Origin of the sequence: Gemmobacter nectariphilus DSM 15620 (genome assembly GCF_000429765.1) — a bacterium.
Classification (GTDB): Bacteria; Pseudomonadota; Alphaproteobacteria; order Rhodobacterales; family Rhodobacteraceae; genus Wagnerdoeblera; species Wagnerdoeblera nectariphila.
In genome coordinates this window covers 137,704-157,609 of record NZ_AUCM01000010.1, presented here as the reverse complement: position 1 = coordinate 157,609, position 19,906 = coordinate 137,704, and the positions used below count along the sequence as shown (strand labels likewise).

General features: G+C 66.6%; 22 protein-coding genes and 2 tRNA genes. 19 read left to right on the top strand and 5 right to left on the bottom strand.

The genetic code is table 11. The features are described from left to right. Window positions 1–2: 2 nt before the first annotated feature. Together G481_RS0112140 and G481_RS0112135 are read right to left on the bottom strand one after the other, a co-directional pair. Entirely contained in the window at window positions 3–695 is a 693-nt protein-coding gene (locus G481_RS0112140) for an NUDIX hydrolase (protein ID WP_028030279.1), read from the bottom strand. A gap of 21 nt (window positions 696–716) precedes the next feature. Next, window positions 717–1,136: a DUF983 domain-containing protein gene (locus G481_RS0112135; RefSeq protein WP_035025926.1), complete on the bottom strand. Its 420-nt coding sequence runs from the start codon at window positions 1,134–1,136 to the stop codon at window positions 717–719. A 214-nt stretch (window positions 1,137–1,350) separates the two neighbouring features. On the opposite strand from G481_RS0112135, the gene G481_RS23660 reads away from it, so the two are divergent. The 4 genes from G481_RS23660 to G481_RS0112115 all read left to right on the top strand — a co-directional run bounded on the left by G481_RS23660 (window position 1,351) and on the right by G481_RS0112115 (window position 3,670). Continuing rightward, window positions 1,351–2,019 (top strand): EF-hand domain-containing protein, encoded by a 669-nt coding sequence (locus tag G481_RS23660; protein ID WP_051294495.1) that lies wholly within the window; start codon window positions 1,351–1,353, stop codon window positions 2,017–2,019. A gap of 135 nt (window positions 2,020–2,154) precedes the next feature. Continuing rightward, window positions 2,155–2,742, top strand: a complete 588-nt coding sequence (locus tag G481_RS0112125; RefSeq protein WP_035025924.1) for an RNA polymerase sigma factor — start codon at window positions 2,155–2,157, stop codon at window positions 2,740–2,742. Beyond that, complete coding sequence (locus tag G481_RS0112120) at window positions 2,732–3,133, top strand: hypothetical protein (protein ID WP_035025922.1); 402 nt, start codon at window positions 2,732–2,734, stop codon at window positions 3,131–3,133. The genes G481_RS0112125 and G481_RS0112120 overlap by 11 nt, the downstream gene beginning before the upstream one ends. A gap of 3 nt (window positions 3,134–3,136) precedes the next feature. Then, entirely contained in the window at window positions 3,137–3,670 is a 534-nt protein-coding gene (locus tag G481_RS0112115; RefSeq protein ID WP_028030275.1) for a periplasmic heavy metal sensor, read from the top strand. A gap of 3 nt (window positions 3,671–3,673) precedes the next feature. On the opposite strand, the gene G481_RS0112110 is transcribed toward G481_RS0112115, so the two are convergent. The 3 genes from G481_RS0112110 to rpoZ are packed head-to-tail and all read right to left on the bottom strand — an operon-like array spanning window position 3,674 to window position 6,893. Next, the gene (locus G481_RS0112110; RefSeq protein ID WP_028030274.1) at window positions 3,674–4,375 is read right to left on the bottom strand and encodes a DUF2062 domain-containing protein; all 702 of its coding nucleotides are present in this window, start codon (window positions 4,373–4,375) and stop codon (window positions 3,674–3,676) included. Between the two features lie 30 nt (window positions 4,376–4,405). Continuing rightward, window positions 4,406–6,520 (bottom strand): RelA/SpoT family protein, encoded by a 2,115-nt coding sequence (locus tag G481_RS0112105; protein ID WP_028030273.1) that lies wholly within the window; start codon window positions 6,518–6,520, stop codon window positions 4,406–4,408. A 19-nt stretch (window positions 6,521–6,539) separates the two neighbouring features. After that, the gene (gene rpoZ / locus G481_RS0112100) at window positions 6,540–6,893 is read right to left on the bottom strand and encodes a DNA-directed RNA polymerase subunit omega (RefSeq protein ID WP_028030272.1); all 354 of its coding nucleotides are present in this window, start codon (window positions 6,891–6,893) and stop codon (window positions 6,540–6,542) included. Window positions 6,894–7,213: 320 nt separating this feature from the next. Here rpoZ and G481_RS0112095 point away from each other — a divergent pair, with 320 nt between their 5' ends. The 15 genes from G481_RS0112095 to G481_RS0112025 all read left to right on the top strand — a co-directional run bounded on the left by G481_RS0112095 (window position 7,214) and on the right by G481_RS0112025 (window position 19,814). Further along, window positions 7,214–7,807: a LabA-like NYN domain-containing protein gene (locus tag G481_RS0112095; protein WP_028030271.1), complete on the top strand. Its 594-nt coding sequence runs from the start codon at window positions 7,214–7,216 to the stop codon at window positions 7,805–7,807. Window positions 7,808–7,838: 31 nt separating this feature from the next. Continuing rightward, entirely contained in the window at window positions 7,839–8,336 is a 498-nt protein-coding gene (locus G481_RS0112090) for a hypothetical protein (protein WP_154664594.1), read from the top strand. 59 nt (window positions 8,337–8,395) lie between these two features. Further along, window positions 8,396–9,346: a 4-hydroxy-3-methylbut-2-enyl diphosphate reductase gene (ispH, locus tag G481_RS0112085; protein ID WP_028030269.1), complete on the top strand. Its 951-nt coding sequence runs from the start codon at window positions 8,396–8,398 to the stop codon at window positions 9,344–9,346. Window positions 9,347–9,774: 428 nt separating this feature from the next. Continuing rightward, window positions 9,775–11,241: a D-alanyl-D-alanine carboxypeptidase/D-alanyl-D-alanine endopeptidase gene (dacB, locus tag G481_RS0112080; RefSeq protein ID WP_028030268.1), complete on the top strand. Its 1,467-nt coding sequence runs from the start codon at window positions 9,775–9,777 to the stop codon at window positions 11,239–11,241. Window positions 11,242–11,331: 90 nt separating this feature from the next. Continuing rightward, window positions 11,332–12,585 carry a Hint domain-containing protein gene (locus tag G481_RS25150; protein ID WP_051294493.1) on the top strand — a complete coding sequence of 418 codons (1,254 nt, stop codon included), beginning with the start codon at window positions 11,332–11,334 and terminating at the stop codon, window positions 12,583–12,585. A gap of 43 nt (window positions 12,586–12,628) precedes the next feature. Further along, on the top strand, window positions 12,629–13,852 hold the full coding sequence (locus tag G481_RS0112070) for an MFS transporter (protein ID WP_028030267.1): 1,224 nt from the start codon (window positions 12,629–12,631) through the stop codon (window positions 13,850–13,852). A gap of 166 nt (window positions 13,853–14,018) precedes the next feature. Continuing rightward, window positions 14,019–14,093 (top strand) — tRNA-Gly (locus G481_RS0112065). A gap of 135 nt (window positions 14,094–14,228) precedes the next feature. After that, window positions 14,229–14,303, top strand: a tRNA-Gly gene (locus G481_RS0112060). A 218-nt stretch (window positions 14,304–14,521) separates the two neighbouring features. Further along, window positions 14,522–15,277: a pyridoxine 5'-phosphate synthase gene (locus tag G481_RS0112055; RefSeq protein WP_028030266.1), complete on the top strand. Its 756-nt coding sequence runs from the start codon at window positions 14,522–14,524 to the stop codon at window positions 15,275–15,277. Between the two features lie 58 nt (window positions 15,278–15,335). Beyond that, complete coding sequence (gene acpS, locus G481_RS0112050; protein WP_028030265.1) at window positions 15,336–15,749, top strand: holo-ACP synthase; 414 nt, start codon at window positions 15,336–15,338, stop codon at window positions 15,747–15,749. A 51-nt stretch (window positions 15,750–15,800) separates the two neighbouring features. Next, window positions 15,801–16,589, top strand: coding sequence for a signal peptidase I (gene lepB, locus G481_RS0112045; RefSeq protein WP_028030264.1), 789 nt, complete (start codon window positions 15,801–15,803; stop codon window positions 16,587–16,589). Continuing rightward, window positions 16,586–17,272 (top strand): ribonuclease III, encoded by a 687-nt coding sequence (gene rnc / locus G481_RS0112040; protein ID WP_028030263.1) that lies wholly within the window; start codon window positions 16,586–16,588, stop codon window positions 17,270–17,272. The genes lepB and rnc overlap by 4 nt, the downstream gene beginning before the upstream one ends. Next, on the top strand, window positions 17,269–18,186 hold the full coding sequence (gene era, locus G481_RS0112035) for a GTPase Era (protein WP_028030262.1): 918 nt from the start codon (window positions 17,269–17,271) through the stop codon (window positions 18,184–18,186). The genes rnc and era overlap by 4 nt, the downstream gene beginning before the upstream one ends. A gap of 168 nt (window positions 18,187–18,354) precedes the next feature. Next, window positions 18,355–18,687, top strand: coding sequence for a DUF1491 family protein (locus G481_RS0112030; protein WP_028030261.1), 333 nt, complete (start codon window positions 18,355–18,357; stop codon window positions 18,685–18,687). A 95-nt stretch (window positions 18,688–18,782) separates the two neighbouring features. After that, window positions 18,783–19,814 carry an LLM class flavin-dependent oxidoreductase gene (locus G481_RS0112025; protein WP_028030260.1) on the top strand — a complete coding sequence of 344 codons (1,032 nt, stop codon included), beginning with the start codon at window positions 18,783–18,785 and terminating at the stop codon, window positions 19,812–19,814. Window positions 19,815–19,906: the final 92 nt, after the last annotated feature.

The following is a 19,906-nucleotide window of genomic DNA, read 5'->3' as shown; positions in this document are numbered from 1 at the left end:
GCTCAGGCGATCCGGCGGAACGCCGGGATCGGGCCGGAATTGTCAAAGAACGGCACGCTCTCGATCTGGCCGCCGCGTTCCATCTGACGGGCGACCTCGGCGATCACCACTTCGGTGATGAAGGGCAGATCGAACCCGCGCGCCCGGCGCAGCGGCACCCATTGCAGATGCGCCAGTTCGTCCTGGGCGAAGGAGAAATCGTCAGGATCGCCTGCGACGCCGGTCACATCGGCCAGAAAGAAGCGCGCATCAAATCGTCGGGTGCGGCCGGGGGGCGTGATCGCGCGAAACACATACTGCAGGGGTGATGCATCGGGCATCAGGCCACGGGCGGCCATTTCGGTCCAGTCGGCGGTCGGCTCGCCGGGCCAGGGGGCAGGGCGGGCCAGCGCAAGGCCGGTTTCTTCCCACAGCTCGCGGATCGCCGTTGCGGCAAGGGTTTCCGCCGTCAGGCCGGGCAGGGCGCCGGGTTGCGGAAATTCCCCCAGACGCCGGGTGCAGACCGGGCTGAGCGGCGTTGCCAGCGGGACCGTGCGGTCCTCGGCATCCACGCCGCCGCCCGGAAAGACGAACTTGTTCGGCATGAACGCGGCTTTTGCGCCGCGCTGGCCCATCAGCACCTCGGGGCCTTCCTTGCCGTCGCGGGCAAGAATCACCGTAGCCGCATCGCGGATCGGCTGGTTTTCGTCTGACATCCGGTTCCTCCCAATCGCCCGTCAGTCGGCGGAGGATCCGAACCCATGCATCCGCCGCGACCATTGAATCGCGACCAACATGCCCTTGAGCCGTGGCAGAAGGTAGAGCGAAAGCGCAACGGCGGCGATGGAAAATGCAGCCGCCATGACCAGGGGTTCCGGGCGGAACTTGACGAAGATGTAAAAGATCAGCGGTGTCAGCAGCTTGCCGACCACGACGATGGTCAGATAGGCCGGGCCGTCATCGGCGCGGTGATGGTGCAGGGCCTCGTCGCAGACGGGGCAATGCTCGCGCACTTTCAGATAGCTGTGCAGCATCGGACCCGATCCGCAGGCCGGGCATTTGCGGCGCCAGCCACGCAGCATGGCCTGACGAAGCGGGCGGTCGTCTTGCAGATCGGTCTGGGTCGCCGCGTCGAAGGGCAGATCGGTGGTGGTCATGTCAGCCGCACTCTGGGGAACAAGGTCTGAATATGCCCTGCCGAGTCAGCTATTGAAAGGGCCAGCGTGCCCTTGCGACAAGCGGCCGCAACGCACATCGGGCGGACACAAGGCCGTGATCCTTTGAAATCTGTCGAAATCGGCGACGGAATGGCCCGCGGTGCCCGTGGAACAGGCATCAAAGGGCAGTTGCCCATTCTTCAAGGAGACGACGATGACCCGCAAGACGACTTTGACCATGGTGTCCCTGCTGTCGCTGACCCTGGCCGCCGGTGTTGCCATCGCTGGCCCGCATGGCGATCGTGGCCCGGGAATGGGCCACGAGATGATGATGCCCTCGTTCGAGGACCTCGACACCAATGGCGATGGCAAGATCACCCGCGAGGAAATGGACGCCCGCCGGCTGGAGCGGATCAAGGCCATGGACCCGAATGGCGATGGCGTGATCACGTTGGACGAGATGAAGGCCCATGCCGGCGACATGGCTCGCCAGCGCGCCGAACAGATGGCCGAGAAGATGTTCACGAACCTTGATGCGGACAAGGATGGCAAGCTGTCCGCCGCCGAGGCGCTGGCCGGGCGCATGGGGGGCAAGCGCGGGGCGGACAAGATGTTCGGCATGGTCGATCGCGACGATGACGGCGCCATCAGCAAGGATGAATTCGATCGCGCCGCCGAGCGGATGCAGAAGATGCGCGGCGAAGGCGGACGGGGCGAGGGCCGCAAGGGCATGCATGGCGAGGGCGAAGGCCGCATGGGCATGCATGGCGAGGGCAAGGGCATGCACGGTCAAGGCGGCCAGATGGGCGAGCATGGCGGCATGCAGGGCAAGGGCCCCGAAGGCCGTGGCCCGAACGCCCAGATGCCCAAGCCGCAGAACTGATCCTGTCGTGCCGGGCGCAGGGCCGACTTGCCTGCGCCCGGTATCCCGCTTAGCGTGATCTGTCCAAAGCCGGTTGCTGTGCCCTACGATGCCCGACACGCCATTTCCATCGACCCACCCCGACCCGGAGCGGGCATGATGGCGCTGGATGCCGGATTGGCCGCAGCGCCGGAAGAGGCGTTGCTTCGGCTTTACGCCAATGGCGACAGCCTGGCCGCGCGGGAATTGTCGCGCCGCTTCTTGCCCCGGATGCTGGCCTATGCCCGCAGGATGCTGGGCGACGCGGACGAGGCCGAGGATGTCGCGCAGGAAGCCATGTTGCGGCTATGGCGCATCGCGCCCGACTGGCGCAGCGGCGAGGCGCAGGTGTCCACCTGGCTGTGGCGCGTGGTGGCGAACCTGTGCACCGACCGTTTGCGCCGCCGGCGCAGCGTGGCGCTGGATGCGGTGCCCGAACCCGAGGACGACACGCCCTCGGCCTATAGTGCGATGGTGGATGCCAATCGCGCGGCGGCGCTGGAAACCGCGCTGGCCGATCTGCCGGAACGCCAGCGCCAGGCCGTGGTGCTGCGCCATCTGGAAGGCCTGTCGAACCCCGAGATCGCCGAAATCATGGGGATCGGCGTTGAAGCCGTGGAAAGCCTGACCGCGCGCGGGAAACGCGCGCTTGCCGCCCGGCTGGCCGGGCAACGTGAAACCCTGGGGTATGACGATGACGACTGAACCTCTGCATTCCGTGGCCGATGATGCCGGGCTGGATGCCCTGTTCGCCGCTGCCCGCGCGGCAGAGGCGCCGGTTCCGGATCGCTTGCTGGCCCGCGTGCTGGCCGATGCCGATGCGCATATGCCGCGCCCGGCGTCCGTCGCGGCGCCGGCCCGGCCTGCGGCTTCGCGTGGCTGGTTGGCCGGGGTGCTGGACATGCTGGGCGGTCGCGGCGCGGTGGCAGGGCTGGCGGCGGCCGGGCTGGCCGGGGTCTGGATCGGCTTTGTCCAGCCGGTCGATCTGGGGCGGGCCTTGCTGCAATCCCCGGCCGTCGATGCGGTTGAGCTGTATCCTGCCGATATTGACCAATGGGCTGATCTGGTGGCCCCCGAAACCGTTCCCGAGGGCTGAGCCATGACCGATACCCCCCCGCCCGCCCCCCAGACGCCGCGCATGTCGCGGCGCATGCGCTGGCTTCTGATCGGCTCGCTGACGCTAAACCTGCTGGTGGTGGGCGTGGTGGCAGGTGCCGCGCTGCGCTTTGCCGGGGGCGATCTTCCGCCGCCGCCCCGCAGCATCGGCTTTGGTCCCTGGTCGGCCGGGCTGGACCGCGACGATCACAAGGCGCTGCGCGAGGCCTTTGCCGCCACGGGCCGCGATTTTCGCAGCGAATGGCGCGCAGAGCGGGCCGACCGCGAGGCGCTGGTCGCCGCCTTGCGGGCCGAGCCCTTCGATGCCGAGGCGCTGCGCGCGATTGCCCAGCGGATGACAGCGCGGTCCCAGGACCGGATGGAACTTGGCCAAAGACTGGTGCTGGATCACATCGACGCAATGACCCCCGAGCAGCGCAAGGCCTTTGCCGACCGGATCGAGAAATCGCGCAAGCGGGACGACAAGGACGGCGACAAGGCCAAGGGCGGTGATCGCGGCGGCCCGCCCCGCGACTGAGGCTCAGGTCTTGTCCGGGTCCTCGCCATCATCCGTGCCGCCCAGCGATTGCCAGTCGGCGGCTTCGGCATTGCCCATGGCGATGCGCTGCGCGGCGCGGCGGCGCTCGACCCGTTCGATGGTCTTGCGGCTGCGCAGGCGCTGATAGGCCCGGATCAGCGGTAGGCTGGCATATTGGAACATCAGCCCGACGATGGTGCCGGGAATGATCGCGCCGACCAGATAGGGCAGGTAGACCTTGGTGAAGAAGACGTGCAGCGAGCCCCATTCGGTCGGCGCCCCATGCAGCAGACCCATGAAGTTGCGGCTGATCTGCGCCCCGGCCTCGCCAAAGGCCGGCATGACGGCCGACAGCGGCAGCCGGTAATCGGCGCCCAGCAGCCAGTAGCCGGTTTCCAGCGACATGGTGGCAAAGATCGGAAAGGTGATCGGATTGCCGACAAAGGTCGCCAGCAGCGCCGCAATGATATTGCCGCGATAGAGCCACGCGACAGCCGCCGCCGACAGGAAGTGAAAGCCGAACAGCGGCGTGAACGAGACGAACACCCCGGCGAACACCCCGCGCGCGATGCGTTCAGGGCTGTCCGGCAGCCGGCGCAGGCGGTGCAGGATATAGCTTGAGGCCCGTTTCCACCCGCCGCGCGGCCAGAAGAATTCCAGAACCACGCGCGACCAGGGACGGGACTCACGACGTTTGAAAACCAAGGCCGTTCCTTCCTTGCCGCCGCCCTGACCTCAGGGCTTCCGCTTCTGGTCGCGGACACGGGTCACGCGCGCGACATCGCTTTCGGCATCCAGCGCCATGGTTACATTGTGCAGGTGCTCGATATCCCGAAGATCGACATCGATCACGATCCGGTAATAATCGGGCTTCTTGTCGGCGAAATGAAGGTCGGAAATGTTCGCCTTGCGATCCCCGATCAGCGTGCAGATACGCCCCAGCACCCCGGCGGCATTCGAGATGGTCAGATCCAGCGTCACCGTGTTCACCGCCGCATGGCGCCCCGAATGCCATTGCAGGTCGATCCAGCGGTCGGGCTGGTCCTCAAGGTCGATCAGCGCGGGGCAGTCGATCGCATGGGCCACCACACCGCGGCCGCGATAGGTGATGCCGACGATCCGCTCGCCCGGCAGCGGCTGACAGCAGGGCGCGCGGGCAAAGCTCTGGTCGTCGGCCAGGCCCATGACGGGGCGGGTGCCGTCCACCTCGTCCTGGGCAATCGCCAGTTCGGGATAGAGCGTTTCCACCACCTTGCGCGCCGTCACCTCGGCCGAGCCGATGCGGGCCAGCAGTTCTTCGTCATCGGGCAGGCCAAAGGCGCGGGCCGCTGTTTGCAGCGCCTTGTCGGTGGCCTTCTTGCCATAGCGTTCAAAGGTCACCCGTGCGAGTTCACGACCCAGCTTGACGAACCGGCCCCGGTCTTCCTCGCGCAGCGATTTGCGGATCGCGGCCTTGGCGCGGCCGGTGGTCACGATGTCGATCCAGCTGGCCTGCGGCTTTTGCCCTTCGGCGGTGATGATTTCCACCGACTGGCCATTGCGCAGGCGGGTCCAGAGCGGGACACGAATGCCATCGACCTTGGCCGAGACGCAGGCATTGCCGATGCGCGTGTGGATCGCATAGGCGTAATCCAGCGGCGTCGCCCCGCGCGGCAGCTGCACCACATCGCCCTTGGGGGTGAAGCAGAACACCTGGTCGGAATACATCTCCAGCTTGACGTGTTCGAGGAATTCGTCGGTGTCGCCTTCCTCGAACCGCTCGGTCAGCTGGGCGATCCACTTGGCAGGATCGACGGCAAAGGGGTTCGCGCTGCGCTGTCCATCGCGATAGGACCAGTGCGCGGCGACCCCGGCCTCGGCCACCTCGTGCATTTCCTGGGTGCGGATCTGAACCTCGACCCGCTTGCCATCGCGGCCCGAAACGGTGGTGTGGATGGACCGATAGCCGTTCTGCTTGGGCTGGCTGATGTAGTCTTTGAACCGCCCCGGCACCGCGCGCCAGCGCTGATGCACGACACCCAGCGCGCGATAACAGTCCGCCACGTCGCGGGTGATGATGCGAAAGCCGTAGATGTCGGAGAGGCGCGAGAAGGCCAGATCCTTTTCCTGCATCTTGCGCCAGACCGAATAGGGCTTCTTGGCGCGGCCATAGACATTGGCCTCGATCCCGACGCGGTCCAGCTCCAGCCGGATATCGGCGGTGATCTTGTGGACGACATCCCCCGCCTCGCGCTGAAGCAGGATGAAGCGGCGCAGGATGGAATTGCGCGCCTCGGGGTTCAGCACGCGGAAGGACAGATCCTCCAGCTCCTCGCGCATCCATTGCATCCCCATGCGGCCGGCAAGGGGGGCATAGATTTCCATGGTCTCGCGGGCCTTCTGGGCCTGCTTTTCCGGCTTCATGCTGCGGATGGTGCGCATGTTGTGCAGCCGGTCCGCCAGCTTGACCAGGATCACCCGCAGATCCTTGGACATGGCAAAGAACAGCTTGCGGAAGTTCTCGGCCTGCTTGGACTGGGTCGAGGTCAGCTGCAGGTTGGTCAGCTTGGTCACGCCATCGACAAGTTCCGCCACCTCGGGGCCGAATATGCGCTCCACCTCGGCATAGGTGGATTTGGTATCCTCGATGGTATCGTGCAGCAGCGCTGTGACGATTGTCGCATCGTCCAGCCGCATTTCCGTCAGGATGGCGGCCACCGCGATGGGATGGGTGAAATAGGGCTCGCCGGAATGGCGGAACTGCCCTTCATGCATAAGCCGCCCGTAATCATACGCGCGGCGCAGCAAATCCTCGTTGGTGCGCGGGTTGTAGAGGCGGACGAGCGCGATCAGGTCTTCGACGTCGATCATCGCTGCTCCGCCGGACCCGTCAGTCTTCGCGCTGTGCTTCGACCAGCATCCGCAGCATACGCTCTTCCGACATGTCGTCGGCGGCGGGGCGGTCCATCTCGGCACCCATCAGAAGCGACATCTTGTCTTCCTCGGGCTCGTCCACCTCGATCTGGGTCTGGAGGCTGGAGATCATCCGCTCGCGCAGCGAATCGGCCTGCTGGGTTTCCTCGGCGATCTCGCGCAGAGCAACGACCGAGTTCTTGTCACGCTCACGCTCGACCGTGATCGGGGCACCCGCAGCAATCTCGCGCGCACGATGGGACGCAAGCATCACCAGCTCGAAACGGTTCGGCACCTTGTCAACGCAATCTTCGACCGTCACGCGGGCCATGTGTCACTCCAGTTCGATCGGGGGCATGGAGACGCCTCCCTAAAGCATCGGCGGGGGATTGACAAGGGCGGATTGCGCAGGGCCCCGGCGATGCACGGCAGGCGCCCGGCGATCAACGCGCACCCCGCGCGGCGACGCGGCCTTGTGGCACAGGAAAGCCTTTGACGGCCAAAACCTCAATGCTACACTTTCGTATGAGGTATGTTGCAGTTGACCGCGTTTGGAATATTTACGGCCTGCGGTCCGAAATCGCATGGTTCTTTCACCGCGCGCCACTCACGCAGTTTCGATTTCAGGCCATTTTTTCAAGGGGACTCGACATGTTTTACAAGGATGACAGGCTGGCGTTGTTCATTGACGGCTCCAACCTTTATGCCGCAGCCCGCGCCCTGGGCTTCGACATCGACTACAAGCTTCTCCGGCAAGAATTCATGCGCCGCGGCAAGCTGGTGCGCGCCTTCTACTATACCGCCCTGCTGGAGAACGAGGAATATTCGCCCATCCGGCCGCTGGTGGACTGGCTGCACTACAATGGCTTTGCCATGGTGACGAAACCGGCCAAGGAATACACGGACAGCCAGGGCCGCCGCAAGGTCAAGGGGAACATGGACATCGAACTGACCGTCGATGCCATGGAGCTTGCGCCGCGGGTCGATCATATCGTGCTGTTCTCGGGCGATGGCGACTTCAAGCCGCTGGTGGAATCGCTTCAGCGTCAGGGTGTTCGGGTCTCGGTGGTCTCGACCATCCGCAGCCAGCCGCCGATGATCGCCGACGAGCTGCGCCGCCAGGCCGACAATTTCATCGAGCTGGAAGAGCTGCGCGATGTCATCGGCCGCCCGCCGCGCGAGCCGCGCCCGATGACCGAGCGCCCGGTCGGCGAACGCGAAGAAACCCCGGTCGAGGCGCGCTGATACCCAGCGCCCGATGGATGGTCCCTTGCGCATGCTGCGCTACCGGCTGACGCCGGCAGATGCGCTGGCCTGGGGCTACCGGCAGATTGATCTTACGGGGTTGCGCAAGCTGGGGTTGCTGGCCCCGTGGATCGTCCTTGGCATGGTTTGGGCGGCGGCAGAGCCGCTGCCCGACCTGCTCGCCCGCGGGGCCGCCGCGGGCGGGGCGGCGATCCTTGCTTGGCTGGTCGTGCGCATCCTCGTGACACGGGCAAAGCGGTGGCGCGCCCATGCCCGGGTGCCCGCGCTGGTGGACATGATCTGCCAGGTCCGGGCCGACCATCTGGAGGCCCGCCCCGAGACGGGTGACGCCGCCCCCATCATCATCGCCCCCCAGACCATGCACCGGGTTCTGCTGACATCTGATCGTCTTTTCGTGGAAGCTGCGCCCGATCTGCTGGTCGTGCCGAGTTCCGCCTTTGCCAGCCCTGACGCGATGGCTGCCTTTGCCGCCCATCGGGAGGCCCTGTCACGCGCCGCGGCCGATTGACGGTGGATCTTGCAGCCCGGCTGTCTTACCTGTGCCCCACCAGCCGACAAAGGTGATGCATGACCCTGCCCGCCCTGACCTTGTATCTTGCTGCCCCGCGCGGGTTTTGCGCCGGGGTCGACCGCGCGATCCGCATTGTCGAGATGGCGTTGGAAAAATGGGGCGCGCCGGTCTATGTCCGCCACGAGATCGTGCACAACAAGTTCGTGGTCGATGGCCTGCGTGCCAAGGGGGCAGTGTTCGTCGAGGAACTGGACGATTGCCCCGTCGATCGCCCGGTGATCTTCTCGGCGCATGGCGTGCCCAAGGCCGTCCCGGCCGAGGCCGCACGGCGCGAGATGATCGCGGTGGATGCGACCTGTCCGCTTGTGACCAAGGTCCATAACGAGGCGCAGCGGCACTTCGAGAACGGCCTTCAGCTGGTCATGATCGGCCATGCGGGCCACCCCGAAACGGTGGGCACCATGGGCCAGTTGCCACAAGGCGAGGTTCTGCTGGTCGAGACGGTGGCCGATGTGGCCACCCTTGACGTGCGCGATCCGGCGCGGCTGGCCTTCATCACCCAGACGACCCTGTCGGTCGATGATACCGCCGATATCGCGGCGGCGCTCAAGGCGCGGTTCCCGCACATCCTTGCACCTGCGCATGACGACATCTGCTATGCGACCACCAACAGGCAGGCGGCGGTCAAGCGGATCTCGCCGCTGATCGACGCGCTTCTGGTGATCGGGGCGCCGAACTCGTCCAACTCGCGCCGGCTGGTCGAAGTCGGGCGAGCAGCCGGCTGCGCCTATTCCCAGCTTGTCCAGCGGGCGACGGATATCGACTGGCGAGCGCTCGAGGGGATCAGCGCCGTCGGCATCACCGCAGGCGCCAGCGCGCCCGAAGTGCTGGTCAACGAGGTGATCGACGCCTTCCGCGCCCGGTTCGACACACGGGTCGAACTTGTGGAAACCGCCCAGGAAACGGTCGAGTTCAAGGTGCCAAGGGTCCTGCGCGAGCCTGTCTGAGCAGGGTGCCGCCTCGGGGGGCATCGAGCCCCCGCTCGGCGGCGCTGCCGCGGAATGTGGTGCCGCCGGCGCGGCAAAGCCGCCGGGAAAACTATGCGTGGCGCCATGGTCGCCGGTTCCGGCCTTGCGCCTGGCGGCACCGCAGACATGGGTATTTTTGGCAAGGTGAAAGGCAACTCGCGGCCTCCCGAAGCGGCCGTTGCCAGGGCCGCCCTATGGTCTTTGCCTTTTTTCAAATACCCCCGCCGGAGGCACGCCGCGCGGAACGCGCGGCGCCCGGCCCAAAGCCTTGGGCCGCCCCTCGGCGGTGCAAGGGTGCGGGAGCGCCGCGCCGGGGTTGCGCTGACGGGCCGAGCTGCGGCAGGATCGCAGGCAGGGGCCATGCGGGGTGCAAGACAGTGACTGGTGATCGTGATCGGGGGGGCAGGGTGGTCGGACGGCGGTTCGTTCTTGCCGGGGTGCTGGCTGGTCTTGCAGTGCCGGCATGGGCCGAGGCGCCAGGGCGATCGCTGCGTCCCCAGCCGCGCCCGCCCCTGTCGGGCCGCACCGCCCTTGCGGCCAGCAAGACCCCGGATGCTCTTGCCCCGCCGGCCGAGGCGCTGATCGACGCGGCCCGGCTGGGCGGGCGCGTCAGCTATGCGGTCTTCGATGCCCGCAGCGGTGCGTTGCTGGAAGGGCGCGCGGATGCGGCCGGGCAACCGCCGGCCTCGGTCGCCAAGGCGATCACCTCGCTCTATGCCCTTGACCGGCTGGGGCGTGATTTCCGTTTCGTGACGCGTGTTCTTGCAACGGGGCCTGTCCAGGGCGGGATGGTGCAGGGCGATCTGATCTTGCTGGGCTCGGGCGATCCGACACTGGATACCGACATGCTGGGCGATCTGGCCGCCGCCTTGCGCGCCAAGGGTGTGCGCGGGGTGCGCGGGCGGTTTCTGGTCAACGCATCCGCCTTGCCAAACATCGACCAGATCGACCCCGACCAGCCCGAGCATGTCGGCTACAATCCGGCGATCTCGGGGCTCAACCTCAACTTCAACCGGGTGCATTTCGAATGGAAGCGCGCCGGGGCAGGCTGGCAGGTTGGCATGGACGCGCGCGGCACCCGCTTTGTGCCGGCTGTCCGCATGGCCAGCGCGCGCATCGTGGAACGTCAGTCGCCGCTCTTCACCTATGAGCGCGGCACGGGGCAAGAGCGCTGGACCGTCGCCTCGGCCAGTCTGGGCAAGGGGGGCAGCCGCTGGCTTCCGGTGCGCGCGCCCGAGCTGTATGCGGGCGATGTGTTCCGCACCCTGTGCGATGCGCAGGGCATTGCGCTGCCCGATCCGCAGGCGGTCGGCGGTCAGTCCGCCGGCACCGTGCTGGCCCAGATCGCCAGCCCGCCATTGCCGGACATGCTGCGCGCCATGCTGCGCCATTCCACCAACCTGACGGCGGAAAGCCTGGGCCTGACGGCCTCGGGCGCGGGCAGCTTGCGCGAATCGGCGCGGCGCATGTCGGACTGGCTGCGCGCCACCCATGGGGTCGAGGCCGACTTCGTCGACCATTCCGGGCTGGGGGGCGGATCGCGCATCTCGGCGGCGGCGATGGCAGGGGCCTTGATGCGCGTGCCACAACTGGCCGATCTGATGCGGCCCTTCCCGACGCGGTCCAAGGGCAAGGGCGAAGGGCCGCGTGTCCAAGCCAAGACCGGCACGCTGAATTTCGTCTCGGGTCTTGCCGGCTATGTGGCCGGCCCGAAACCGCTGGTTTTCGCGATCTTCGCCGCCGACACGGCGCGCCGCGACCGCTTGCGCGGGGCCGAGCGCGAGCGCCCGGCAGGTGGCCCCGAATGGACACGGCGCGCGCGCGCCATGCAGGGCCAGCTGATCGAACGGTGGGCAGCGCTGTACGGGGGCTGATCGCCCTATTTTCGCCACATTTGCGCGACTATTGTTCCCGGATCCGGCACAAAGACCGGCGTCAAGGCTCGTGCAGTAAAGATAATCGGTATGGCAACGATCAACACCGGGTTGGGTGGTCCTCAGGGCGTGGGCGAGGGCAGTTTTCGCGGCTCACAGCTGACGGCGGGCAATTATGATGATGGCTCGGTCCGGGTGAACATCACCTCGGTCTTCGGATCGCAGGGCATCAATTTCTTCGGCAACAACTATACCTCGATCTACATCAACACCAACGGGCTGATCACCTTTGCCGGCCCTGTCACGACCTATACGCCGTCGAACATCGCCAATCTGGGCTATCCGGCGATCGCCCCCTACTGGACGGACATCAACGTCACCTCGGGCAGCGCGACGGGCACCAACAATATCTACTGGGATCTCGATCCGGCGAATGAGCGGGTCACGATCACATGGCTGGGCGTGCGGGCCTATCAGAACCCGAACGGGCAGGGGACCAACACCTTTCAGGTGGTCTTGCAGCACACCGGCAACGGCAATTTCGAGCTCGAGTTCATCTATCAGCAGATCCAGTGGACCAACGGCTATACCGGGGTCGCGCAGGTCGGCATGACCGATGGCGGGGCGAACGATTATGTCGTGCCCGGATCGGGCAATGCATCGGCGCTGATGCAGTATCCGAGCAACGAATTCGATGCGAACGACCCCAATGGCGTCTATGCGATCCGGTTCAACAACGGCACGCCGGTCTGTTTTGCGGCAGGAACGCGGATTTCGACGCCCCTCGGCTGGACGCGGATCGAGGACTTGCGCGCTGGCGATCTGGTCGACACGCTGGACGCCGGGCCGCAGCCGGTCCTGTGGACAAGCGGGGCCGACGCGCTGGCCGTCGGCGCGGCCGAGCCGGTGCGCATTCTGGCCGGGGTTCTGGGCAACAGCCGTGATCTTGTGGTCTCGCGCCAGCATCTGATGCTGATCGGCGGCCCCGAGGTGGAACTGCTGTTTGGCGAAGCCGAGGTTCTGGCCGCAGCCAAGGATCTGGTGGATGGCGTCGGCATGCTGCGCGACATCGGGCGGCGCATGATCCGCTATCACCATCTTCTGCTGCCCGATCATCATGTGCTGATCGCCGATGGGGCGCTGGCCGAAAGCCTGCATCCGGGTCCGATGGCCATGGCGGCGCTTGGTCACATCAGGGCGGCCGATCTGCGCAGCCAGGTCGGCGAGACGCGGCTGGGCGCGCTGTCGCGCCAGTCCGCAGCGCGGCGCGTGCTCAAGGCCCATGAGGCTGCGGTCCTGAGGGCGATGCGCGGGCCGGTGCACCAGGGGCGGCTGGCCGCCTGACGCCACACTTGCGGCTTCGCGAATATGAGCCTAGCACTTGCGCATGACCGTGATCGACGCCCCCCCCGCCCCCGACGACCGGATCGCCCGGCGCAACGTGTTTGTCCTTGTCGCCGCCCAGGCCATTCTGGGCGCGCAGATGCCGATGATCTTCACCATCGCGGGTCTGGCGGGGCAGTCGCTGGCCTCGAACCCGTGCTGGGCGACGCTGCCGATCTCGGCCACGGTGCTGGGCTCGATGCTGTCGGCCACGCCCCTGTCGGCGCTGATGCAGCGATTCGGGCGCCGCACGGGATTTGTGGCCGGATCGGTGGGCGGCATGATCGGGGCCGCGATCGGGGCTCTTGCGCTCTATATCGGGAATTTCCCGCTGTTCGTGCTGGGCGCCCTGTTCACCGGCATGTACATGAGCGCGCAGGGCTTCTACCGCTTTGCCGCCGCCGATACCGCGTCGGATGCCTTCCGGCCCAAGGCGATCTCGTGGGTGATGGCGGGGGGGCTGCTGTCGGCGGTGATCGGCCCGCAGCTGGTCAAGATCACCGCGCAGGCCTTTGTCTTTCCGTTCCTGGGCACCTATCTGGCGGTGATCGCGCTGAATGCGGTGGGCATGTTCCTGTTTGCCGCCCTGCGCATTCCGACGCCCAAGGCCCCGTCCGCGAATGCCCCGCGGGGCCGCACCCGGATGGAACTGTTGCGCACCCCCGTCATCGCCGTCTCGGTGATCTGTGCGACGGTGTCCTATGCGCTGATGAACCTTGTGATGACCTCGTCGCCGCTGGCCGTCGTCGGCTGCGGGTTTGAAACCTCGGATGCCGCGAATGTGGTGACCGCGCATGTTCTGGCCATGTATGCGCCGTCGTTCATCACCGGGCATATCATTGCACGGATCGGGGCAGACAAGGTGGTTGCCATCGGGCTGGCGATTCTGGCCGGGGCAGGTGCCGTGGCCATGACCGGGGTCGAGCTGGAAAAGTTCTTCCTGGCGCTGATCCTGCTGGGCGTGGGCTGGAACTTCGGCTTCATCGGCGCGACCACCATGCTGGCCTCGTCCTATGAGCCCTACGAACGTGGCCGGATGCAGGGGCTCAACGACCTGATCGTCTTTGGCGGCGTGACCATGGCATCGCTGTCCTCGGGCGGGCTCATGAACTGCTCGGGCGGCTCCGTGCAATCGGGCTGGGAGGCGGTGAACATGGCGATGGTGCCGTTCCTCGTGCTGGCCGGCGGGGCGCTGATCTGGCTGATGTCGCGGCCCAGGACGATCTGACGCGGCGCGGCCCCGGGGCTGCGGCGCAACTGCGTTTCCCTTTTTCCAGAAAGGGTTGGCCGGTCTTGTCCTGGGGCCATCTGCGGTGCCGGGGGAATTTGCAAAATTCCGCATTCCCCCTCTTGCCATGCCCTGAACCATCCGCTAGTTACCCGCCTCACGGAGTGCGGGCGTAGCTCAGGGGTAGAGCATTACCTTGCCAAGGTAAGGGTCGTGAGTTCGAATCTCATCGCCCGCTCCAATACGAAACGGGCGCCTTCGGGCGCCCGTTCGCGTTTCCGGCCCCTCCTGTCCCGCCCTGCCAGATTTGCGACAAATCGGTGAAGAAGCCTCTTGCAGCCCCCGTGGGCATCGGCTAATCACCCCCTCACGGAGTGCGGGCGTAGCTCAGGGGTAGAGCATTACCTTGCCAAGGTAAGGGTCGTGAGTTCGAATCTCATCGCCCGCTCCAAATACGAAACGGGCGCCTTCGGGCGCTCGTTCGCGTTTCTGGCCGTTCCGCGCCATGGGCTTCATCTTTCCGCAAATACCCTGGGGGTGCGGGGGTGAAACCCCCGCCTGCCACAGCCGGGTCAAGCCGCCGTTTTCCGTGCCATGACCCCCGCTCGGGGTGTTCCCTTCCCCCGGCAGGCGGACTAGGTTTGCCTCAGACCGGAACGGAGCGCCGACATGCCTGCCCAGCCCCTTCGCCTTGGCGTCAACATTGACCATGTGGCCACCCTGCGCAACGCGCGCGGCGGGGCCTATCCCGATCCGGTGCGCGCCGCGATTCTGGCGCAAGAGGCGGGGGCCGACGGAATCACCGCCCATCTGCGCGAAGATCGTCGCCACATCATCGATTCCGACATCGAACGGATCATGGCCGCGATCCGCATTCCGCTGAATTTCGAGATGGCCGCCACGGCCGAAATGCAGGCCATCGCCTTGCGCCATCGGCCCCATGCCGTCTGTGTGGTCCCCGAAAAGCGCGAGGAACGCACGACCGAAGGCGGCCTTGATGTCGCGGGCGACGAGACCCGCCTTGCCGACTACATCGCCCCGCTGCGCGAGGCAGGGGCGCGGGTGTCGCTGTTCATCGGCCATGATGTGCGGCAGATCGAATCCGCCGCCCGTATCGGCGCGGCGGTGGTCGAGCTGCACACCGGGCATTATTGCGACCTGCATGCCGAAGGCTGCATCGCCGAACGCGACGAGGAACTGCGCCACCTGATGGCGGGTGCCGCCCTTGCCCAGGCGCTGGGGCTTGAGGTCCATATGGGCCACGGTCTGAACTTTGAAACCGTGCAGCCGATTGCCGCCGTGCCCGAGGTGGTCGAGCTGAACATCGGCCATTTCCTGATCTCCGAGGCGGTGTTCACCGGCCTTGTGCCCGCCATCGCCGAAATGCGCCGCCTGATGGACGAGGCACGGAGCGCGCTGGCATGAGGCGCCGGCGCGGTCTGCGGCCCGCCCCCGTCCCGCGCGCGGCGGGGGAGCGGCCTTGATGATCCTTGGCGTCGGCACCGACCTTGCCAATATCGAGCGCATCGCCGGCGTGCTGGACCGTTTCGGTGACCGCTTCCGCGACCGTGTGTTCACCCCCGAAGAGCAGCGCAAGGCCGAGCGCCGCAAGGCAACCGCCGCGACCTATGCCAAACGCTGGGCCGCCAAGGAGGCCTGTTCCAAGGCGCTTGGCACCGGGCTGCGCATGGGCATCGCCTGGCGCGACATGTCGGTCAGCAACCTGCGCACCGGCCAGCCCGTCATGCAGGTCACCGGCTGGGCGGCCGAGCGCCTGGCCGCCATGACCCCGCCCGGACACGAAGCGGTGATCCATGTCTCGCTGACCGACGATCACCCCTGGGCGCAGGCCTTTGTGGTGATCGAAGCCCGCCCCCTTGGCCCGCCCGCGCCTTGACAGGGGGACGGTCGGCGCGCATGTAGCCCCGGTCAGCAGGAAAGGCGGATCATGGCAGACAAGGCGCAAAAGAAGGACGGCATCTGGGAAACGGTCAAGACCGTGGTCTATGCCGTGGCGATTGCCGTCGTGTTCCGCACGCTGTTCTTCCAGCCCTTCTGGATCCCCTCGGGCAGCATGAAGGACACGCTGCTGATCGGCGATTTCCTGTTCGTCAACAAGATGGCCTATGGCTATTCGCGCTATTCCTGCCCGATGGGCCTGTGCCCGATCTCGGGCCGGCTGTTCGCCTCGGAACCCGAACGCGGCGATGTGGTGGTGTTCCGCCATCCGGTCAACGGATCGGACTTCATCAAGCGGCTGATCGGCCTGCCGGGCGATACCGTCCAGGTCAAGGGCGGCGTTCTTTACCTGAACGGCGAGATGGTCCCCCAGACCCCGGCCGGCACCTTCGACGAGGTCTATGAGCCCCAGGGTCCCATGGGCCACGAGCCGCGCTGCGAGAATGCGCCGGTGGGGCAGGGCGGCCTCTGCACCAAATCGCGCTACACCGAAACGCTGCCCGGCGGGCGCACCCATGATGTGCTGAACATCACCGATGGCGGCTTTGGCGATGATACTCCGGTGTTCACCGTGCCGGCGGGGCATTACTTCTTCATGGGCGACAACCGCGACAACAGCCAGGACAGCCGGTTCAGCCGTGCCGTCGGCGGCGTCGGGTTCGTTCCTGCCGAATATCTGATCGGCCGCGCTGACCGCATCATGTTCTCCTCTGCCGGCCGCTCGCTGTTCTATTTCTGGACCTGGCGCGCCGACCGCTTCTTCAAGGCGGTCGAGTGAAGCTCTCGGGCGATCTTCAGGCCTTTGCGGGCCGTCTGGGGCACAGTTTCCAGCGCCCCGAATTGCTGGTGCGCGCCCTGACCCACCCGTCCATCGCAACGCCTGCCCGGCCCGACAACCAGCGGCTGGAATTTCTGGGCGATCGCGTGCTTGGCCTGGTGATGGCCGAGGCCCTGCTGATGGCCGACAAGGCCGCCTCCGAAGGTCAGCTGGCGCCCCGCTTCAACGCTCTCGTGCGCAAGGAAACCTGCGCCGAGGTCGCGCGCGAGCTTGGCCTTGGCGATGTGCTGCGCCTTGGCCGGTCGGAAATGCTGTCGGGCGGGCGCCGCAAAGAGGCCCTGCTGGGCGATGCGATGGAGGCGGTGATCGCCGCCGTCTACCGCGATGCCGGCTTCGAGGCCGCCAAGGCGCTGGTCCTGCGCCTGTGGGGCGACCGGGTGGGCCGGGTCAAGGCCGATGCCCGCGATCCCAAGACCGCGCTTCAGGAATGGGCGCAGGCCCGCGGCCTGCCGCCGCCCAGCTACATCGAACTTTCCCGCGAAGGTCCGCCGCATCAGCCGGTGTTCACCATCGCCGCTCGCCTGTCCACCGGCGAGCAGGATCAGGCCACCGCCGGATCGAAACGCCAGGCCGAACAGGCCGCCGCCCGCGCGCTTCTGGCGCGCATGGAGTCCCAGCCATGACCGAAGAACCCCAACGCGCCGGCTTCGTCGCCCTGATCGGCGAACCCAATGCCGGAAAATCCACCCTTCTCAACCGGATGGTCGGTGCCAAGGTCTCGATCGTCACCCACAAGGTGCAGACCACCCGCGCCCGTATCCGGGGCGTTGCCATGGCCGGCAATGCCCAGATCGTCTTTGTGGACACGCCCGGCCTCTTTCGTCCGCGCCGCCGGCTGGACCGAGCGATGGTCGCGGCGGCCTGGGGCGGGGCAGCCGATGCCGATATCGTCGTTCTGCTGATCGAGGCGCATCGCGGCCTGACCGAAGGCGCCAAGGCGATCATCGACACGATCAAGGACCGCCTGCCGCGCTCCACGCCCGTGGCCCTGGCGATCAACAAGATCGACCGCGTCAAGGCCGAAACCCTCCTCGCCCTGACCGAGGAGATGAACGCGGCCTACCCCTTCGTGAAGACCTTCATGATCTCGGCCGAACGCGGCTACGGGGTCGAGGATCTGCGCGACTGGCTGGCCGCGCAGCTGCCCGAACACCCCTGGCTTTACCCCGAGGACCAGATCGCCGATCTGCCCATGCGGATGATCGCTGCCGAGATCACCCGCGAAAAGCTGACCCTGCGCCTGCACGAGGAAATCCCCTACCAGCTGACGGTCGAAACCGAAAAGTGGGAGGACCGCCCCGATGGCTCCACCCGCATCGACCAGATCGTCTATGTTGCCCGCGATGGCCACAAGGGCATCCTGCTGGGTGCCAAGGGGGCAACGATCAAGGCCGTCTCGACCGCAGCCCGTCAGGAAATCGCGGAATTCCTTGGCCGCCCGGTCCATCTGTTCCTGACCGTCAAGGTGCGCCCCGACTGGCTGGACGAGGCAGAGCGCTACACCGAAATGGGCCTCGATTTCCGCGATGGCGAATAGGCGCGGCGCCCAAGACCCCAGGGGCGGCCCCGCAATCGGTCCAGCCCCTGCACGCCTCTTGCCGCGCCATCGCGCATTTGCCTTTTTTGAAATACCCTCGGGGGGGACCGGGGGGGCAGACGGCCCCCCCGGCGCCTGCCGCCCCGCGCCATCGCCGGGCTGCCGCCCATGACCCGCCTGACTGCCGATTTCTGGGTCCGCGCCTATCTTGCCCGGCTGCGGCTGGCCGACATTCCGGCCTATGTGACGGCCAAGGGCGATCCCACCGCAGGCGCGGTGATCGTGAAATGCGCCCGGCTTGATGGCACGGCGGCCGCCTGGCAGCGCAGCTTTGATCTGATGACGGGGGCCCGCGCCTGGGTGGTGCTGGCCGACGGGCACGAGCGCGACGTCGACGAGGCCCTGGCCCGTCAGCGCGCCCGCGACCCCGACCTGTGGCTGATCGAGATCGAAAGCCGCGACGGGCGCACCTTGCTGGACGAGCCGGGCCTCGCCGACTGACTGCGCGCGGCTGAACAGGGCCCTGTGCGGTCTTGGCTTTGCGAACAGGCGCTGCTGCGCTTAGGGTCTGGCCAGCAAACGGCAGGAGACGCACGATGACGACCACGGTGGAACTGGGCCTCGACACCTTCGGCGATGTGACCAAGGATGCGCAGGGGCAGGTTCTGCCCATGGATCAGGTGCTGCGCGACGTCGTCGATCAGGCGGTGCTGGCCGATGATCTGGGCATCCACTTCATCGGCCTTGGCGAACATCATCGCCCTGATTTCGCGATCTCGGCCCCGGAAATCGTGCTGGCGGTCATCGCCGGCAAGACCCGCCGGATCAAGCTGGGCACGGCCGTGACGGTGCTGTCGACCGACGATCCGATCCGGGTGTTCCAGCGGTTTTCTACGCTCAACGCGCTGTCGAACGGGCGGGCCGAGCCGATCCTGGGCCGGGGCAGCTTTACCGAAAGCTATCCGCTGTTCGGCCATGACATGCAGAACTATGACGTTCTGTTCGAGGAAAAGCTGGACCTGTTCGCCAGCGTCTTGCGCAATCCGCAGCTGAGCTGGCAAGGCCAGCACCGCCCGCCGCTCAGGGACCAGCGCGTCTATCCGCCGCTGGGACCCGACGGGATGACCGTCTGGGTCGGTGTCGGCGGCAGCCCGGAATCGGTGGTGCGCGTCGTGCGTCAGGACCTGCAGCTGATGCTGGCGATCATCGGCGGCGATCCGCGCCGGTTCGTGCCCTATATCGACCTTTACAAGCGGGCCTGCGCGCAGATCGGCAACCCGGTCCGGCCCGTGGGCATCCATTCGCCGGGCTTTGTCGCCGACACCGACGAGGCCGCGCGCGAGATTCTCTGGCCGGCCTACCGCGAGAGTTTCGGCCGCATCGGGGCCGAGCGCGGCTGGTCGCCCACGACAAAGGACCATTTCCTGCAAGAGGTCAAACATGGCTCGCTCTATGTCGGCTCGCCCGAGACGGTTGCGCGCAAGATTGCGGCAACCGTCAAGACGCTGGGCATCCGCCGGTTCGACCTGAAATATGCGACCGGCCCGGTGTCCCATGCCGATCTGATGAAATGCCTTGAACTTTACGGCAGCCGGGTCATTCCGATGGTGAACGATCTTCTGGCCTGAGCGCGGGGCGGCACGCCGGGCAGGGGGCCGTCTGCCCCCTCTTGGCGCGTTCCGCGCCAATTCACCCCCGAGGATATTTTCGGACAGATGAA

Bases quoted from the DNA above. Each gene is read 5' to 3' on its own strand.
- G481_RS0112120 (WP_035025922.1), top strand. From the start codon at position 2,732: ATGACGACTGAACCTCTGCATTCCGTGGCCGATGATGCCGGGCTGGAT.
- G481_RS0112090 (WP_154664594.1), top strand. From the start codon at position 7,839: ATGCTGCGCTACCGGCTGACGCCGGCAGATGCGCTGGCCTGGGGCTAC.
- G481_RS0112135 (WP_035025926.1), bottom strand. From the start codon at position 1,136: ATGACCACCACCGATCTGCCCTTCGACGCGGCGACCCAGACCGATCTG.
- era (WP_028030262.1), top strand. From the start codon at position 17,269: ATGACCGAAGAACCCCAACGCGCCGGCTTCGTCGCCCTGATCGGCGAA.
- G481_RS0112095 (WP_028030271.1), top strand. From the start codon at position 7,214: ATGTTTTACAAGGATGACAGGCTGGCGTTGTTCATTGACGGCTCCAAC.
- ispH (WP_028030269.1), top strand. From the start codon at position 8,396: ATGACCCTGCCCGCCCTGACCTTGTATCTTGCTGCCCCGCGCGGGTTT.
- G481_RS0112055 (WP_028030266.1), top strand. From the start codon at position 14,522: ATGCCTGCCCAGCCCCTTCGCCTTGGCGTCAACATTGACCATGTGGCC.
- G481_RS23660 (WP_051294495.1), top strand. From the start codon at position 1,351: ATGACCCGCAAGACGACTTTGACCATGGTGTCCCTGCTGTCGCTGACC.
- G481_RS0112025 (WP_028030260.1), top strand. From the start codon at position 18,783: ATGACGACCACGGTGGAACTGGGCCTCGACACCTTCGGCGATGTGACC.
- acpS (WP_028030265.1), top strand. From the start codon at position 15,336: ATGATCCTTGGCGTCGGCACCGACCTTGCCAATATCGAGCGCATCGCC.
- G481_RS25150 (WP_051294493.1), top strand. From the start codon at position 11,332: ATGGCAACGATCAACACCGGGTTGGGTGGTCCTCAGGGCGTGGGCGAG.
- lepB (WP_028030264.1), top strand. From the start codon at position 15,801: ATGGCAGACAAGGCGCAAAAGAAGGACGGCATCTGGGAAACGGTCAAG.
- G481_RS0112115 (WP_028030275.1), top strand. From the start codon at position 3,137: ATGACCGATACCCCCCCGCCCGCCCCCCAGACGCCGCGCATGTCGCGG.
- G481_RS0112070 (WP_028030267.1), top strand. From the start codon at position 12,629: ATGACCGTGATCGACGCCCCCCCCGCCCCCGACGACCGGATCGCCCGG.
- G481_RS0112105 (WP_028030273.1), bottom strand. From the start codon at position 6,520: ATGATCGACGTCGAAGACCTGATCGCGCTCGTCCGCCTCTACAACCCG.
- G481_RS0112140 (WP_028030279.1), bottom strand. From the start codon at position 695: ATGTCAGACGAAAACCAGCCGATCCGCGATGCGGCTACGGTGATTCTT.
- G481_RS0112125 (WP_035025924.1), top strand. From the start codon at position 2,155: ATGATGGCGCTGGATGCCGGATTGGCCGCAGCGCCGGAAGAGGCGTTG.
- G481_RS0112030 (WP_028030261.1), top strand. From the start codon at position 18,355: ATGACCCGCCTGACTGCCGATTTCTGGGTCCGCGCCTATCTTGCCCGG.
- rpoZ (WP_028030272.1), bottom strand. From the start codon at position 6,893: ATGGCCCGCGTGACGGTCGAAGATTGCGTTGACAAGGTGCCGAACCGT.